Consider the following 15,816-nt stretch of genomic DNA (forward strand, 5'->3'; position numbering starts at 1 on the left):
ACCGCAGAAGTCGCGCGTATTGAACGAATCGACCAAGAGAACCCGCAACGAACAGTTGCATGAAAACAGGAATGTCTAGCCGCACACGGGGAAGCAGCGCAGGCCACGGGAGCCTGCGTCTGCGTCAATTTCATATCAGGTTGATTGTCGCCGCGCTTATTGCCGTGCCGTGCGGTATATATGCATTTGGCATATCGGTCGACGGTGGAACGGCAATCAAGATTTCAACCGCTGCAAATGGCCATCAAACCGTCAATATCGCGCCGACCGTCGTTGGGGTTTCGAACAATACGTATAACGGCCCGGTTATCGCGGCGACGAACATCGATCTGCAGAACGCGCAAACGGTCGCCAACAGCGGCACGATCAAGGCGGCGAACAGCTTTGCGACGCTTACTTCTACTACGCGGAAGGCACACCGCAGTCAGTTATCAATGCCGCAACAAAAGTACTCGGTTCGAATTTTGTGAAACCAATTCCTTAACTGAACGATATGGCTTCCTTTACCTACACAGCTTGGACAAATGGATCTGCAACGCAATTGCTTGAGAAGTTGAAGCATTTGTTCGATCAGCGAAATTTCTCAATGAAGAATCCTCAGTCGGGGATGTGCCATGTTTGGAATGGCGAAGGGGAGTGTCGTCAGATCGACGCCGATTCTCTGCAGACCATTCAAGAAGAAAAATTGCCGCTGGGGATTCAGTGGTGGCGTGGCGGCGAGGACATTTTCGTCACCTTAGCGGCCAACAAATCGGTCGGCGGCACAAATTGCAATGTCCGTCTTGTAGCATTAACCCGAGAAGAAGAAGCGGAAATAGCGAAGCTGATGATCCTGCACATCGTTCCAGAGAAGAACGTTTTTCCTGACGATTTTCCAGTCTTTCAACTGGACGCTCAGTAAACGCCGGTCGAACCTGTATACCCGGCAGTTGCACCCACAAGAAAAGACCAAGGCACAACAGATAGCCGCGAATGCGGCAGCTCAAGGTATCACGAACCCAGATGAATCGCCGATTACAGCGGGTCAGATTGAGAGCGCGATGCGTGCGGCCAACAACAGCCAGTACGGAGAGATTGTCGCGACGGGCGTCGTGGTGCCGTTGAACGCGAACACCCCGGCCACCGCGGTCTACGACACGACCGGCATGAAGACGGTAAGCGACAGTTTGGGTAACTATCTTGTGCAGGATCCGTCGATGCTCGCGACGCCTTCGCGGGCGCTGCAAGACCTGATTCAGCAGAACACCGGCGGTACGAACCGTCTTCGCTGGACGTACTTCACCATTTTCCTGAAAACCAAGCTTATATGAAAAACCTCTTTGCTCTCTCCCTCCTGCTTGGCGCGCTACCAGCATTCGCTGCAGCGCCCAAATGCCAGACACAAACTATTGGTCAGCACACCTCGAAGATCTGTATCACTGAGGTGCCGTTTCAGCACGACTACTACACGCTATCAGTCGACAACGCCGTGATTCTTTCCGCGCCCGACGACTACATTGAGAATGTCTCGCTCACCCACACGATTCCCGAGGACGCGGGCATCGAATTCCCGCTGTCGAACCAAGGCACCCCAATTGTGACCATTCAGGGCGGATGCGTGCCTGTCAGTGAAAAGCAGACCACGGGATCAAAAACGGTCAGGGTCGAGGTGGCTCGCGTTTGTTCGTTCAAGTGGGGTAACGAACAGATTGTCAAGGACCTCCGCTTCAGCTTCGAATGAAGTACGCACGGATGCATGGGGCGGGCGACGTCATGGAGCTATAGCCTTCGTGTCACTTGAAGCGCTTGATGCATTCGATCCCACCACACCAACCGAAACTCCATACCAAACCACAACGCTAGAAGACCTCATACTATGAAAAAACTCCTCCTCACCGCTCTCTGTCTCTCAACGACCTCCGCCTTCGCCGCCAGTCCGGTTCTACTGGAAACCCCAGTCACCTATGCACCGGACGCCAGCGTCGTCGATCAGATCAAAAACGAATGCCACATCGAAGACATGCTCACGAACCACGTCGGCGAGGCGCTCCGCAAGATCAACAGAACCGGCGACGGCACCATCGCATCGCAAACCGACGCGGGCAACGCAAAGATTCTCAGATTGCAGATCACCCATGTACTGGGCGTCGGCGGCGGCGCATGGAGCGGCCCCAAGGCTACGACTGTGAGTGCAGATCTGATTGAAGACGGCAAGGTCATCCGTCACACCAAGATCAACCGCTGGTCGGTCGGCGGCATGTGGGGTGCGTTCAAAGGAAGCTGTTCGATTCTGGATCGCACGACCATTGTGATCAGCAAGGACCTGAGCCGTTGGGTGCGCGACCCGTCCTATGAGATCAAGGAAGAAGCTCCGCCGAAAGAGGCTTCCGCGCCGACGGCTCAAACCGATTCGGCGAGTTCCGCGAAGGCCGAGTAAGCGGTCGTCCGTCAGAGGGTGTACGCTGCGCCGAACACCGCAAGCGCTGTTGCGCGTATACGTCAGTTCGTTCGACAGACTGATTTATGCAACAACGCCCAGTTGCAGGGGAAATCCGCAACTGGCGCGGAGACCTCAGCCAACGCGACGCTTGGCGGAGGCTCGGGTACGGGCCTCCGTTCCGAGAACCTTAAGAAACAAAAGTTTATGTTCAATAACAAGTCTCAATCGAAAAACGACGGACGTATCCGTGTCCTTTTCCACGTCACGGATTTCAACGACGGCGGTATTGAATCTTCGCTGATCCAGTGGCTGAGGATTCTTGATCGAACCCGCTTCAAAGTCTCGCTGTCTGTGATGCACACGTCGCCGGCATGGGAAAATCGCTTTCGCATGCTGATTCCGCCCGATGTGGGCGTGGAGATCCTTGTGGATCGTCCGTGGCTCAAGTATTTCCAGTCGAAGCGATACGAGCGGCGTCTCGGCAAATTGGGGCGTATCGCGCGTGACGTCCACAACACATTGGCGGTTCGGCCGCATGTGGCAAAGCGGGCGGCGCAGCTTGCGCATGGCGTGGACGTTATCGTCGATTTCGACATGTCTTTGCGTCGGCTGTCCGGCCGCTTCGACGTTGCGTGGCTGGGCGTCAATCACTTCAGCTTCGACGCGCGTCTCGGCGGCAGGCCCCGCAAGATCCAGCGTCTGCTAACCCAGTACCGGCGCTACCACGGCGTTGCCGCGTTGAACCAACATATGGCTGACGAGGCGGCGCGGATTTTCGAGGGGAAGCTGGAGAGAGTAATTGTCTTGCCGAACGCCATCGATATCGAATCGATCCGCGAGCGCGCCTCAGCGTGCTACGACGACATTCAGTTGACGCCCAATGGCGCACCCTACATCGTTTCCGTCGCGCGCCTCGATGAAGTTCAGAAAGATCATCGAACGCTATTGCGCGCGTATGCCGAACTGGCGCGGCGTGGTGCCGTTGAGGAGCACCTTGTTATCGTCGGAAACGGCGCATATCTCGAGGAACTTCAGAGCCTCGCGCGCGAACTGGACGTACCTGAACGGGTGCATTTCGTGGGCCATCAGGACAATCCACACCCCATCGTGGCGCGCGCCTCGTTACTGGTCCTGAGTTCTAAATACGAAGGAATGCCGATGGTGTTGCTGGAAGCGTTGGCAATCGGCAAGGCAATCGTTGCGACCGATTGCCCAACCGGGCCGCGCGAGATTCTCGATGGTGGGAAAGCAGGCACTCTCGTGCCGGTGGGCGATATCCGTGCGATGGCAGATGCGATGGAACGGCTATTGACGGACATCGGGCCTCGTGAGGCATTGGCCGTTAAGGCTCGGACACGGGCGGACCATTACGGTATCGAGGAGAGCAATCGTAGGCTGCTGTCGTTTCTCGAGGCAGTGGGGGCAGCGTAGGTGACCTGGAGATTGCATGCTTATCCCGGTCCTGCTGGAAACTTCGGTGGGTTGTGTACCTGGTGTCAGCGTAGTCGACCCCGCGAATGCCCATTTTCAGGTTATATCTGCCCGCCCGTCCAGCGCACCGAGCGGCGTCTCAACCAGTAAGATCGGCAAACTGGTTGCGGCCAAAACTCAGTTTGCCGGTGTCGCGTTTATTTGTAGCGCAGGATCTTGTCCAGTTCGCCGGGATGTCTCTTCAGATATTGCGGGTACAGCAGCGTGCTGCCAGCCACGCTCAGGTGGTGATAGTCGTCGTACCGGTAGATCGGGAGTCCGTCAAAATCGAGCGTGCACTTTGTATCCGAACAAGGCACATCGTGCGTATGGACAATGTCGACCTGGGGGTACTGTGATCGCAGTTTCTCAAGCATGGCCGCAACAGGTGCATGTTCATCCGTCGCTCTCGACACGTTGAACTCACACGCCTGTTTGTGGATAGGGATAAACAGGTCGTTCTTGAAGTCGCAGTTGATCAGGTTCGTAGGGATCGTCGGTACGTCGTCCATCAGGATGACGTGCTTGCCGGCCTCGGTCAGCTTGCCGATCGTCGAAGCGAGTTCGGCGTCAAATTGATATGGCGTGAATCCGTGGCCATTCGGACCGGAATCGCGATTGACTGAGAGGTTTTGATAGTTTTGCCAGGCCGCCGCCATAAACACCGTTTTGATGTCGGGCCGTGACATTACGTATGACATGACCGCCTTGTCGTGCGCGACACATTTCAGGTGATCTTCCGTCAAGGTGGGATCGCCCGGAAGCGCGGGCTCACGCTCGATCGGTGGACACAGCGTCAGCGCGACGTCGTGAATCTGGAGATCGTATTGCTTGCCCAGTTGATCGAAGAAATAGATCAGGTGATAGGCATGCGAATCGCCCCACAAGATCGCTTTGTCCGTTGAGGCAGCCGCGCCGAGGTGACAGCCCGACTCCTCGGTGACGTCCACCTTGGACCAGCACGCTTTACCGCGGGGCATGTCGAACAACGCATCGCCTGACCAATGAACGTCGCTGCGGATCTTCGCGGGATACGCAAACAGGAAACCATTCGTGAGCTTGCCGGTCGCCGCGAGTGCACCCGCGATCAAGAGCGGTGCAGCCAGCAGGTAAAGAATCGCCGATCGGGTCGAAAGCTTCGATTCGCGGACACGTCGCTCAAGATAGCGGTACGTCAGCCAGGAAAGGAAATAGGTCCCACCGATTGCCAGCAAGTAGTTTCGCGGCGTGGCGAGGTCGAGTCGACGCAGCGCAAAAAATACCGGCCAGTGCCACAGGTATAGCGGATAAGAGATTTTCCCGGTCAGCACCATCGCCCGGTTGCCTATCAACCCGTCGGCGACCCGCGAGTGCCGGCCCGCGGCGATGATGAGCATCGTGCCGCCGCAGGGGACGAGGGCGCCCATGCCGGGAAACTGCGAGGTCCGACTGACACCGAAAATGCCGGCGAGGACAATCGCTACGCCGACCAGCGTGAGCACGTCGAAAACGGCGGACCGCGAAACCTGCCGATTGACCTGGATAGTGGCGAGCCATGTGCCGAGCAGGAATTCGAAAGCGCGCAGGTGCGCGAAGTAATAGGTTGACGCCGCACCATGCCGGGATGCAATCACCGCCCAGACGAACGAAACGACCGTGACCAGCCAGAGCGACGGCACGATCCAGCTTCTGCGTTTCCGGTAGAGCAACGCGAGAAATATCGGAAGGCAAAGATAGAACTGCTCTTCGACGGATAGCGACCAGGTATGAAGCAGGGGCTGGTCCGACGCAGCCGCATCGAAATAGCCCGTTTGTTTCGATAAAAAGATATTCGATGTCATTGTCGCGACAGCGAGTATGTTTTTAGTGAGCTGAAAGCTGTCTTCGGGGAATGAAAACAGGATGCTGAAAACAAAAATCGCCGCGAGCATCACGTAAAGCGCGGGTGCGAGGCGCTTTGCGCGTCTCGCGTAAAAGTCAGCGAGCGAGAACGTGCCACGCGACAAGTCGCCGAGAATCGACGTTCCCACTACGAATCCGGAGATTGTAAAAAACACGTCGACCCCGATAAATCCACCGCTGAATCCGCTGAAGCCGGCATGACAGAAAATCACGGCAAACACGGCGATGGCCCGAAGACCGTCGATATACGGGCGGTAGCGCTGGGAGAAATGCTGTATTTGAATTGGCAGCGCTTGTCGCATAGCGGTAATTTTGCGTTGTTATACGTGCGTGCAAGAGACGCTTCTTACGAGTGGATTACGAATCACCTTAGACGATTCGCTCTAGGGTCGAGATGATAACTCGTGCACGGGATCGAACGTCCAGATCGTGCCCGAAAGCCGAACGCAGGGCCCATAAAGGCCTCGCGTATGCATAAAAATAAAATAAACAAACTTGCTCTAAACTACCTGCCGCCCCAGCCAGCCTAGTAAAGAGCAAGAAACCAATGCCCATACCCCCAGCCGACCCCGCCGGCGACCCTAACTTCAGTTTGCCAAAACACCCCGCATTCCAACGTTTCTGGTGTACCCGTATCCTCTCATCGCTGTCGTTCCAGATGCTCGCCGTGGCAATGGGCTGGCACATCTACGCACTCACGCATAGCGCCTTCGCACTGGGCCTCGTCGGCCTCGCCCAATTTCTGCCGATGTTCGTGCTGACGCTTGTAGTCGGTCACGTCGCCGACCGTTACGACCGTCGCCGGATTGCGGCCATCTGTCAAAGCCTCGAAAGCGTCGCTGCATTGCTATTCGCCTTCGGCACCTTCGGTGGCTGGATCAGCGCGCCGATTATCTACGTTCTGGCCGCATGCGTGGGCGCAGCCCGCGCCTTCGAGTCGCCTGCGGTTGCATCGCTGTTGCCGGGCGTTGTGCCGCGCGGACAATTGCCCAAAGCGACGGCATGGGCCACCTCCGCGAATCAAACCGCCCAGATCGCAGGTCCGGCATTGGGCGGCCTGTTGCACGGCATCGGTCCGGGCGTGGCCTACCTCGCGTGCACGCTGTCGTTCGCGGCTGCTGCTGCCACGGTGTGGGCCATTCCGTTGCAGGCCAAGCTGGCGAGCCGCGCGCCGGTGACGCTCGAGTCGGTGTTCTCGGGCATCGCTTTCATCCGCAAAGAGCCAGTAATACTCGGCGCGCTATCGCTCGATCTGTTCGCCGTGCTGTTCGGTGGCGCGACAGCGCTGCTGCCGGTTTTTGCGCGCGACATCCTGCACACGGGGCCGCTCGGTCTCGGCCTGTTGCGCTCAGGCACCGCCATCGGCGCGCTCGCGGGCACCATCTGGCTCGCGCATTTCCCGCTGCGCAACCGGCCCGGCACTGCGATGTTCGGCGGCGTGATTGCGTTTGGTGCGGCGACTGTGGTCTTCGGCCTGTCGCATCAATTCTTCCTGTCGCTCTTCGCGCTCATGGTGCTGGGCGCATCGGACACCATCAGCGTGGTGGTGCGCCTGTCGCTCGTGCAACTGCGCACGCCGGACGAAATGCTGGGTCGTGTCAGCGCGGTCAATTCGCTTTTCATCGGGACGTCGAATCAACTGGGTGAATTCGAATCCGGTGTGACGGCAGGGTGGTGGGGCGCGCAACCGGCCGTACTGGTGGGCGGCATCGCAACGATTGCCGTCGCGCTGCTGTGGATGCGATTTTTTCCGGAACTAAAGCATACGCGCTCGTTGGAACGGGAAGAGGCGCTAGCGCCAAGTCATTGATCGTGGCGCTGAAGCCGAAGCCGCGCAGTTACACGCTACATCGCACGCGTGATTTGACGCGCGCTTCGACCCGCTATGATGGTGGCAACCTCACTCGGCCACCCTCATCATGCGGATCGCCCCTTTACCCCCGCTTCAATGTCTGATCGCATTCGAATCGGCCGTGCGCCATGCCAGCTTCACTAAAGCGGCCGTGGAACTGCATCTGACGCAAAGCGCGGTCAGCCGCCAGATCGCGCAACTCGAAGACTTCCTCGGCCGCTCGCTCTTCGTACGCGAGCACCGCGCCCTACGGTTGACGATCGCAGGCGAACGTTACGCCAAGCATGTGCAGTGGCTGCTCGCCAATTGCTCGGAAGCGACGCTCGATGTGATGAAGCGATACGGCGATCTGGAGTTGACGATCGCGTGTTCGTCGGGCGTGGCGGTGTTGTGGCTTACGCCGCGCCTGGGTGCGTTTCGCGCGGCCCATCCGAACGTGAAGATCCGGATGATCGTGCGCGACGGGCTCGCATCGTTGTCGCCCGCGGAATTCGACGTGGGTATGTACTACATCAGGCAGCGTGCCGAGCCGCATTTCACCGCCCGCCGCATTTTCGACGAAGACGTGTACCCGGTATGTTCACCCGGATATCTCGCCGGCCGCGTGCTGGAGCCAGCCGATCTCGTGCATGAAACATTGCTGATGCAGGAAGACGGTCAGCGGCAATGGATGTCGTGGCCCGAATGGTTCCGTCTCAACAATGTGCAGATGCCTGCGTCTCCGCGGTCGGTCGTCGTCAATCATTATCCGCAACTCGTGCAGATGGCGATTCTAGGCCAGGGCGTCGTGCTCGGCTGGCGTCACATGATCGATGCGTGTCTGAACGAGGGGCTGCTGGTGCGCGCCACGCGAGCATCAGCGAGCCACGGTGGCGGGTACTACGTCGTATCGCCGAACGACCGCGCGGAGAACCAGGCGGCGCGCCTCTTTACGCGCTGGCTTTTCGAGCAGGCAGAGGCGCAGACAAGCGGGCAAACGGCTGGGCAAACACCCGCGGAGACGAGCAACGCGCCCGCAGCCTGACTGCATTTCGCATGCGCCACGCGCATGCGTGCATGCGAATCTTTCGTTTCGAAAACAAATCAGGTCTCTCTACGATCGGCTTTATGCATGCAAAGGCGCCGCTCGATTCCGACACGCCGCCTTGCTGGCAAACGCTCGCCGAACCCGTAGCCACGCAGCGGCTTCACGACTAGCCGCACAAGCAGCCTGATAAGGAAAGAGACCATGCAAGGAACGCTTTCATCCAACGTCGCGATATCCGTGGATTCGCTCGCGCAGCAGCGGCGCCGCGCCATTATCGCCACTGTGCTCGGTAACGGGCTCGAGTGGTTCGACTTCACCGTTTATAGTTTTTTCGCGGTGATCATAGCCAAGCTGTTCTTTCCGACCGGCAGTGAACTCACTTCGTTGCTGCTTGCTGTCGCGACGTTCGGCGTGGGCTTTTTCATGCGGCCGGTGGGCGGCATGGTGCTCGGCGTGTACGCGGATAAAGTCGGACGAAAAGCGGCGCTCTCGCTGACCATTCTGCTGATGGCGGGCGGCACCGCGCTCATCGGTCTCGCGCCGACCTATGACCAGATCGGTCTGTGGGCGCCGGTGCTGATCGTGGTCGCCCGCTTGCTGCAAGGTTTTTCGGCCGGCGGTGAAATGGGCACCGCCACCGCGTTTCTTACCGAATATGCGCCGGCGGGCAAGCGCGCATTCTATTCGAGCTGGATTCAGTCGAGCATCGGCTTTGCCGTGCTGCTGGGCGCCGGGGTCGGCACCTTCGTGACGTCGAGTCTGAGTGCCGATGCGCTGCATTCGTGGGGCTGGAGAATGCCGTTCCTGATCGGCATTCTGATCGGACCGGTCGGCTATTTCATTCGTAGCCGCATGGACGAAACACCGGCGTTTAGCGCCGTAACGGAAGAGGCCAAAAGCGATTCGCCGCTGGCGGAAGTGTTCCGCCGCTTTCCGCGTGAGACGTTTGCGAGCTTTTCGATGGTGATTCTGTGGACGGTCTGCACTTACGTGCTGCTGTTCTATATGCCGACGTATTCGGTGCGCACGCTGCATCTGCCGCAATCGATGGGCTTTCGTGCCGGCATGTTCGGTGGCGTGATGATCATGTGTTTCTCGCCGGTGGTCGGCAAGCTCGCTGACCGCTTCGGCCGCCGCCGCTTCCTGTCCGGCGCAGCGGTATTGATCCTGCTGCTTGCATGGCCGATGTTCGCTTACATCAACCGTGCGCCTGGGCTCGCTTCGTTGATGGTGTTTCAGGGCGTGTTCGGCCTGCTGATCGCCACCTACACCGGTTCGATTCTCGCGGCTTTCTCCGAGCTGTTCCCGACCAAGGTGTTGTCGACGGGCCTCTCCGTTGCGTACAACTTCGCGGTGACGATTTTCGGTGGCTTCGCGCCGTTCTTCATCACGTGGCTGATTGCGTCGACGGGTAGCAATATGGCACCCGCAATCTACGTGATGATCGCCGCGACCATCAGTCTCATCGGCACGTTCTATGTGCGCGATCCACGCCGCAGCCACGCCTGAGGCGGCGCGTCCGGCGAGCGAAAGGCGGACGGATTCCTTCATCCAGTCAGGAAGATATCAATGAGCATTACGGTAATCAGCGGCGGTAACGTACTCGATCTGGCCCAGGGTGCGTTGCTCGAACATCATCACGTCGTCATCGAAAACGGCCACATCGTCGAAGTCACCGATCGTCCTGTCGATCTGCCGAATGCACGCGTGATCGACGCACGCGGCAAGACGGTGATGCCCGGCCTGATCGATTGTCACGTGCACGTACTGGCTTCACGCGCGAACCTCGGTGTGAATGCGACTCAGCCGAATATCCTCACCGCGATTCGCGCGCTGCCGATCCTGAAGGCGATGCTCGGCCGCGGCTTTACGACGGTGCGTGACGCGGGCGGCGCAGATTGGGGTTTGACGCAAGCGCTGGAGAGCGGGTTGATCCCGGGGCCGCGTATTTTCCCGTCGGGCAAGGCGTTGTCGCAAACCGGCGGTCACGGCGATTTCCGTCCACGCGGTGACGTACTCGAACCCTGTTCATGCGCCTTTCGTGCCGGGGCGATTGCGCGAGTGGTCGACGGCGTCGATGCCGTGCGGCTTGCAGTGCGTGAAGAGATTCAGAAGGGCGCGACGCAGATCAAGATCATGGCCTCCGGCGGCGTCGCTTCGCCGACCGATCCGATCAGCAACACGCAATACTCCGAGGACGAAATCCGCGCGATCGTTGCCGAAGCGGAAGCAGCCAACACATACGTGATGGCGCATGCTTACACCGGCCGCGCGATTTCGCGTGCGATTCGCTGCGGCGTGCGCACGATCGAGCACGGCAATCTGGTCGACGAAGCCGCGGCAAAACTGATGCGCGAGCACGGCGCATTCGTCGTGCCCACGCTGGTCACCTACGATGCGTTGGCCAAACACGGCGCCGACTACGGCTTGCCCGCCGATTCGATTGCCAAGGTCGAGACCGTGCGGCAAGCGGGGCGCGACTCGCTGCAGATCTATGCAAACGCCGGTGTGCCGATGGGGTTCGGATCGGACCTGCTCGGCGAAATGCATACGTTCCAGAGCGACGAATTGCGCATCCGCGCAGAGGTGCTGGGCAATCTGGAAGCGTTGCGTTCGGCTACCACGATCGCGGCCGAGATCGTCGATCGCAGCGGCAAGCTCGGCGTCATCAAAGCAGGGGCGATCGCCGACGTGCTGGTGGTCGACGGCAATCCGCTCAAGGATATCGGCGTGTTGACCGGGCAGGGCGAGCGCCTCGCGTATGTCTTGCAGCATGGCGAGGTGGTGAGCGAGCGGGGCACGGTCGCGTCGCGCTAATTGGAAGGTGCGTGTGCAGCGATCGGAGCGGGCCTCGGAAAATCTCTAAGCCTCCGCCGCGCTCATACGCAAGGCGGTCCATCGCACCGTCGCGAGAATCGATGCCGCCACGATCAACGCACCGCCGATCCATGCCGCCGTTGAAATCCGTTCACCTAACCAGACACAGGCGAACAGTGCCCCGAAGGCGGGTTCGCTGCCCATCAGCAACGACACGCGCGTTGGGCTACTGCGTTTGATCGCAAAGTTCTGTGCGAAGAAGGCGAACAACGTACACGCGATCACCAGATAGCCGATGTAACCCCAGAACACGGCGTGCCCAGCAAGCGACGGCACCGGTTGCCACTGTTGCGGCACAAACAGCACCGCCACCGCTGCGCTGCCAAATGCCACCACGCCCGACTGAACTGCCGTCACTGACAAAGGCGGCAACGCGGAGTCGCGCATCACGCGTTTAGTCACACACACGTTCAGCGCGCGCAGCAGTGCGGCGAGCAGAATCAGCGCGTCGCCGGGATTGAAACTCAGCGCGCCATCCCCCGCCAGCAGCCAGGCGCCGAACAGCGAAAGCGCGACCGCCACCCATTCAATGCGAGTCGGCCTGCGCTTGAGCAGCCACCATTCGACGAGCGGCGTCATCACCACGCACAGGCTGATCAGGAACGCCGCATTGGCCGCGCGCGTCAGCAGAATGCCGAAGGTTTCGCAGAGAAAGATACCGAGCAGCAACGCGCCCGCGATCAGCACACCGCGCAGCGTGCGGACATCGGCGGCGCGCAAATGACGCAAGGTGGGCGACAGGATCAAGAAGGTGATGCCGAAGCGGATCGCGAGCAAACCCAGAACCGGATAGAACACCAGGGCGCTTTTGACGACGCCGTAACTGGTGCCCCACACCACGGCGACCGCGAGCAGCATCAGATCGGAGAGCAGAATCAGGCGTTCTTGTTTCGACATGGCGGACCTCAGGCAGATGAGCGCGTATTGTCGAACTTTGCTTGTAAGGCGATAATCGGGTCGCTGCGCATAGCATTTATGTTTCAGATGCATCAATCGGCTCAAACTCCACGAGCGCCCGACGATGAACCCAACCGACCTTTTTGCCTTGCTGCCGGACATGGCGGTTTTCGCGCGCGTCGTCGATGCCGGCAATTTTTCGGTCGCCGCACGTCAGCTCGGCAGTACGCCGTCTACGGTCAGCCGTCAGATCAAACGGCTCGAGGACGCATTGGCGACACGCCTGCTCGAACGGTCCACGCGCACGGTGCGGGTCACGGAATCCGGTGCCCAGGTGGCGCGTTTTTGCCGCGACATGGTGAGCGCCGCCTCGGGCGCGGTGGATGCCGCCGGGCAACTGGCCGCACGGCCGCAAGGCAAAGTGCGCGTGAGCGCGCCCACCGCGTTCGCTAAGACCGTGATTCATCCGCTGATTCCCGGCTTTCTGCGCGCCTACGATGAAGTCGACCTGCAACTGCTGTTCACCGATCACGACGTCGACCCGCTCGCCGACGATGTCGATCTGGTGATCCGTCTGACCGAGCATCCCCCACAAGGGCTCGCGGGACGCAGGCTGGGGGCTGTGCGCTGGCTGCTGGGCGCATCGCCGGCTTATTTGCGGGAGCACGGCACGCCGGCGCAACCGCGCGATCTCCTCAAGCACGATTGCATCTACCTCGGCGAAACTGTCGACGACAACCGCTGGCGCTTTCGCCGTGGCACGGAGACGCAAACCGTCGACGTGAAAGGGCGTTACATCGCCAATCATGCAGGTGCGCGGCTCGAAGCCGCGCAGCAGGATTTCGGCATCGCGAACCTGCCTGAGTTTGCCGCCACCGATGCATTGCTCAGCGGCGAACTCGTGCGGGTGCTGCCCGACTGGAATCTCGAAGCGCGCGCATACGTGGGGTCGGTGTGGCTACTGTATCCGCCGAACCGCTTCTTGCCGCCAAAGGTGAGGGCGCTGATCGACTACCTTGTCGAGCATATTCACGAAGCGGCTTAAGCACTGGTTCGCCGCTTCGTGCAAATCGCGTGCATGCCGTGGCCGGCCAATGGAGATTTGGATTGCGCGAAAGACGAACGTAGAATCGCTCGCGTCACCATGATTGATAACGATCGCGACGACCGACGCGATCAGGAGGAGAACGAACATGACCTTGCGTGAAACCGGACCGATTGCGGCGACTGTCTATCGCGGCGAAGCGATCGAGAACACACATATCGCCCATGTCGCGGTGGTTCAGGCCGACGGCCGCCTGTTGTACTCATTCGGTGATCCGTCGCGTATCACGCTGGCACGCTCCGCGGCAAAGCCGGCACAGGCTTTGGCGGTAGTCGAGACTGGCGCGCTCGAGCGATTCGGTTTCGACGAAACGGATCTCGCGCTCATGTGTGCGTCGCACAGCAGCGAGCCGCGCCACATCGAACGGACGAGGCAGATGCTGGCCAAGGCGCAGGTCAGCGAAGCCGATCTGCGTTGCGGCGGCCATCCCCCGCTGTCCGACGCCGTGTACATCGACTGGCTGAAGCGCGATTTCAAACCGGACGCGGTGTGCAGCAATTGTTCGGGCAAGCACGCCGGCATGCTGGCCGGGGCGCGTTCGATCGGCGCGGCGATACGGGGTTATGAACTGCCAGAGCATCCGCTACAGGTGCGCGTGAAGCATACCGTCGCCGAGGTATGCGACTTGCCGGACGACGCGGTGCAATGGTCGATTGACGGTTGCAATCTGCCGACGCCGGCGTTCGCTCTTGACCGACTCGCCCGACTGTTCGCGAAGCTCGCGGCTGCGGAGGACGAGGTTTCGGCTTCCTCTGCGGCTTCTTCGTCCATTGCTTCTTCCATTTCGCCACGCACGGTCGCGCTCGCACGCATCTATCGTGCGATGGCCGCGCATCCGGAGTGGGTGGCAGGCGAAGGGCGCTTCTGTACTGCCTTGATGCGGGCGTTCGATGGTGCGCTGATCGGCAAGGTCGGCGCAGACGGCAGCTACGCAATCGGCGTGCGGGCTTCCCGGCAGACTGAGCGGCTTGGGGCCAACGGTGCACTCGGGATTGCGGTGAAGGTGGAGGACGGCAACATCAGCTTGCTGTACGCAATCGTTGCTGAACTGCTCGCGCGGCTTGATATCGGCAGCCCTGAGCAACGTGCGCAACTGGGCGCGTTTCATGCACCGCGGATGATCAACACCATGGGCATCGAAATCGGCCATCTGGCATTTTCGCTTGCGCTTGAAGCGCATTCACACCGCGAGGCGTGAAGGTGTGCGGAGTGCTGTGGCCGGTTACGCGCCGTCTTTCTTGAAGCGATCTTGTATGGCCACCAGTTGATCGTCGCTGGTTGCCACGATCCACAGACGGGCGCGCTCGGCCATCAGGCGATTGTGATCTTTTAGCACGCCCATCGACACGGCCGTTTTCCACGCGACGGGTGCGGCGCGACTGGTTCTTCCCGACGGCGTGCCGACCAGCAATGCATAGGGTCCGAGGGGAAGCGAGACGAACGGCATGGCGGGTTTGACGCGCACGCGCCAGTCGATGAAGGGTGAATCGCTGAAGAGAAGCGGCGTGGGTAGACCGTGTAGCACGGTGAAGTCATAGAGCGCTAATTGTTCGCGCATGGGTGTGTAGACCCGGCGAATATCGTCGACGAGCGCCGCACGGATTTCGTCGTCGAACATTGCTTCCTGCGTGTAGTGGTCGACTGCTTGCAGCGCGTCTTGCTGGTAGGCGCTGAAGATTGCGAGGTCGAGGCAATCGTGAACGGCGCGTTGGACTTCCGCGGCGGAGCCGGCTTCTTCAGGTTTGCCGAGTTGCGCGGCGCGGAGGAAGCGCGCGAGGGCAGCGTCCTGGGTTGCGGGGCCGGTGGCCAGTGGGTCGTCGGTGGCGTCTTTGTCGAGCGGGACGTAGAGGTATTTTTCTGCTGCGAAGCGGGATTTTTTGCCATCATCGAAGGCGATTTCGCCGGTGGCGCAGTTGATGTAGCGAGTGCCGATGTGGCCGTGTTCCCACACGAAGTTTTTCAGGAAGGGGCGCAGGGGGTGGAGTGGGTCAGGGTGTTGCATTTTTTTGTTGCACTCCGTGCGGGTTGGGGTTTGGGTATGGTCACATAGAAATTGGGGTTTATGGTTTTTTTCCCTGCGGGGCGGTTTGGTTGTTTGCCTACGGCGTTGGGATTTGCTGGGGTTGTTTGCCTGCGCGGCGCTTTTTGTCAGTGATCTTAGGGCGTTGGCCTTTCCTTGAATTGTTAGTGGTTTATTAGCGTTGCCCCTGTGCGGGGCGGCACTGTAGTGGTCAAGTAATCTTGGACACCGACAAAGGAAATTGTTAAAAAAATGAAGCCTCGTGCCG

General features: G+C 59.8%; 15 protein-coding genes. 12 read left to right on the forward strand and 3 right to left on the reverse strand.

Annotated elements, in window-relative coordinates:
• Window positions 1-59: 59 nt before the first annotated feature.
• The 6 genes from P3T25_RS39020 to P3T25_RS39045 all read left to right on the forward strand — a co-directional run bounded on the left by P3T25_RS39020 (window position 60) and on the right by P3T25_RS39045 (window position 3,850).
• Entirely contained in the window at window positions 60-470 is a 411-nt protein-coding gene (locus tag P3T25_RS39020; protein WP_171928105.1) for a hypothetical protein, read from the forward strand.
• A gap of 23 nt (window positions 471-493) precedes the next feature.
• Window positions 494-901 (forward strand): hypothetical protein, encoded by a 408-nt coding sequence (locus P3T25_RS39025; protein ID WP_154565544.1) that lies wholly within the window; start codon window positions 494-496, stop codon window positions 899-901.
• Between the two features lie 139 nt (window positions 902-1,040).
• Window positions 1,041-1,310 carry a hypothetical protein gene (locus P3T25_RS39030; RefSeq protein WP_154565545.1) on the forward strand — a complete coding sequence of 90 codons (270 nt, stop codon included), beginning with the start codon at window positions 1,041-1,043 and terminating at the stop codon, window positions 1,308-1,310.
• Window positions 1,307-1,720, forward strand: a complete 414-nt coding sequence (locus tag P3T25_RS39035) for a hypothetical protein (RefSeq protein ID WP_154565546.1) — start codon at window positions 1,307-1,309, stop codon at window positions 1,718-1,720. The genes P3T25_RS39030 and P3T25_RS39035 overlap by 4 nt, the downstream gene beginning before the upstream one ends.
• A 135-nt stretch (window positions 1,721-1,855) precedes the next feature.
• Window positions 1,856-2,416 carry a hypothetical protein gene (locus tag P3T25_RS39040; protein WP_171928127.1) on the forward strand — a complete coding sequence of 187 codons (561 nt, stop codon included), beginning with the start codon at window positions 1,856-1,858 and terminating at the stop codon, window positions 2,414-2,416.
• Window positions 2,417-2,623: 207 nt separating this feature from the next.
• Window positions 2,624-3,850 (forward strand): glycosyltransferase, encoded by a 1,227-nt coding sequence (locus P3T25_RS39045; protein WP_429362463.1) that lies wholly within the window; start codon window positions 2,624-2,626, stop codon window positions 3,848-3,850.
• A gap of 197 nt (window positions 3,851-4,047) precedes the next feature.
• Here the strand turns inward: P3T25_RS39045 and P3T25_RS39050 are convergent, their stop codons facing one another.
• Window positions 4,048-6,072: an acyltransferase family protein gene (locus P3T25_RS39050; protein ID WP_429362465.1), complete on the reverse strand. Its 2,025-nt coding sequence runs from the start codon at window positions 6,070-6,072 to the stop codon at window positions 4,048-4,050.
• Window positions 6,073-6,317: 245 nt separating this feature from the next.
• Between P3T25_RS39050 and P3T25_RS39055 the strand changes: the two genes are divergently transcribed.
• The 4 genes from P3T25_RS39055 (at window position 6,318) to P3T25_RS39070 (ending at window position 11,466) form a co-directional block, all read left to right on the forward strand.
• The gene (locus P3T25_RS39055) at window positions 6,318-7,580 is read left to right on the forward strand and encodes an MFS transporter (RefSeq protein ID WP_429362467.1); all 1,263 of its coding nucleotides are present in this window, start codon (window positions 6,318-6,320) and stop codon (window positions 7,578-7,580) included.
• Between the two features lie 109 nt (window positions 7,581-7,689).
• Window positions 7,690-8,646 (forward strand): LysR substrate-binding domain-containing protein, encoded by a 957-nt coding sequence (locus P3T25_RS39060; protein WP_171928130.1) that lies wholly within the window; start codon window positions 7,690-7,692, stop codon window positions 8,644-8,646.
• A 204-nt stretch (window positions 8,647-8,850) separates the two neighbouring features.
• On the forward strand, window positions 8,851-10,158 hold the full coding sequence (locus P3T25_RS39065) for an MFS transporter (RefSeq protein WP_154565551.1): 1,308 nt from the start codon (window positions 8,851-8,853) through the stop codon (window positions 10,156-10,158).
• Window positions 10,159-10,218: 60 nt separating this feature from the next.
• Window positions 10,219-11,466, forward strand: a complete 1,248-nt coding sequence (locus P3T25_RS39070) for an amidohydrolase family protein (RefSeq protein WP_429362470.1) — start codon at window positions 10,219-10,221, stop codon at window positions 11,464-11,466.
• 45 nt (window positions 11,467-11,511) lie between these two features.
• Here the strand turns inward: P3T25_RS39070 and P3T25_RS39075 are convergent, their stop codons facing one another.
• On the reverse strand, window positions 11,512-12,423 hold the full coding sequence (locus P3T25_RS39075) for a DMT family transporter (RefSeq protein WP_429362472.1): 912 nt from the start codon (window positions 12,421-12,423) through the stop codon (window positions 11,512-11,514).
• Between the two features lie 124 nt (window positions 12,424-12,547).
• Here P3T25_RS39075 and P3T25_RS39080 point away from each other — a divergent pair, with 124 nt between their 5' ends.
• Both P3T25_RS39080 and P3T25_RS39085 read left to right on the forward strand, forming a co-directional pair.
• Complete coding sequence (locus P3T25_RS39080; protein WP_429362474.1) at window positions 12,548-13,468, forward strand: LysR family transcriptional regulator; 921 nt, start codon at window positions 12,548-12,550, stop codon at window positions 13,466-13,468.
• A 148-nt stretch (window positions 13,469-13,616) separates the two neighbouring features.
• Window positions 13,617-14,726 (forward strand): asparaginase, encoded by a 1,110-nt coding sequence (locus tag P3T25_RS39085; protein WP_266243357.1) that lies wholly within the window; start codon window positions 13,617-13,619, stop codon window positions 14,724-14,726.
• Window positions 14,727-14,750: 24 nt separating this feature from the next.
• Here the strand turns inward: P3T25_RS39085 and P3T25_RS39090 are convergent, their stop codons facing one another.
• Window positions 14,751-15,530, reverse strand: a complete 780-nt coding sequence (locus P3T25_RS39090; protein ID WP_266243362.1) for a hypothetical protein — start codon at window positions 15,528-15,530, stop codon at window positions 14,751-14,753.
• Window positions 15,531-15,816 lie beyond the last annotated feature (286 nt).

The organism is Paraburkholderia sp. GAS32 (genome assembly GCF_050434225.1).
Taxonomy (GTDB): domain Bacteria; phylum Pseudomonadota; class Gammaproteobacteria; order Burkholderiales; family Burkholderiaceae; genus Paraburkholderia; species Paraburkholderia madseniana.

What these genes read in the sequence shown, in the direction of transcription:
- P3T25_RS39020 (WP_171928105.1), top strand. Translation starts at nt 60, where the DNA reads ATGAAAACAGGAATGTCTAGCCGCACACGGGGAAGCAGCGCAGGCCAC.
- P3T25_RS39025 (WP_154565544.1), top strand. Translation starts at nt 494, where the DNA reads ATGGCTTCCTTTACCTACACAGCTTGGACAAATGGATCTGCAACGCAA.
- P3T25_RS39030 (WP_154565545.1), top strand. Translation starts at nt 1,041, where the DNA reads ATGCGTGCGGCCAACAACAGCCAGTACGGAGAGATTGTCGCGACGGGC.
- P3T25_RS39035 (WP_154565546.1), top strand. Translation starts at nt 1,307, where the DNA reads ATGAAAAACCTCTTTGCTCTCTCCCTCCTGCTTGGCGCGCTACCAGCA.
- P3T25_RS39040 (WP_171928127.1), top strand. Translation starts at nt 1,856, where the DNA reads ATGAAAAAACTCCTCCTCACCGCTCTCTGTCTCTCAACGACCTCCGCC.
- P3T25_RS39045 (WP_429362463.1), top strand. Translation starts at nt 2,624, where the DNA reads ATGTTCAATAACAAGTCTCAATCGAAAAACGACGGACGTATCCGTGTC.
- P3T25_RS39050 (WP_429362465.1), bottom strand. Translation starts at nt 6,072, where the DNA reads ATGCGACAAGCGCTGCCAATTCAAATACAGCATTTCTCCCAGCGCTAC.
- P3T25_RS39055 (WP_429362467.1), top strand. Translation starts at nt 6,318, where the DNA reads ATGCCCATACCCCCAGCCGACCCCGCCGGCGACCCTAACTTCAGTTTG.
- P3T25_RS39060 (WP_171928130.1), top strand. Translation starts at nt 7,690, where the DNA reads ATGCGGATCGCCCCTTTACCCCCGCTTCAATGTCTGATCGCATTCGAA.
- P3T25_RS39065 (WP_154565551.1), top strand. Translation starts at nt 8,851, where the DNA reads ATGCAAGGAACGCTTTCATCCAACGTCGCGATATCCGTGGATTCGCTC.
- P3T25_RS39070 (WP_429362470.1), top strand. Translation starts at nt 10,219, where the DNA reads ATGAGCATTACGGTAATCAGCGGCGGTAACGTACTCGATCTGGCCCAG.
- P3T25_RS39075 (WP_429362472.1), bottom strand. Translation starts at nt 12,423, where the DNA reads ATGTCGAAACAAGAACGCCTGATTCTGCTCTCCGATCTGATGCTGCTC.
- P3T25_RS39080 (WP_429362474.1), top strand. Translation starts at nt 12,548, where the DNA reads ATGAACCCAACCGACCTTTTTGCCTTGCTGCCGGACATGGCGGTTTTC.
- P3T25_RS39085 (WP_266243357.1), top strand. Translation starts at nt 13,617, where the DNA reads ATGACCTTGCGTGAAACCGGACCGATTGCGGCGACTGTCTATCGCGGC.
- P3T25_RS39090 (WP_266243362.1), bottom strand. Translation starts at nt 15,530, where the DNA reads ATGCAACACCCTGACCCACTCCACCCCCTGCGCCCCTTCCTGAAAAAC.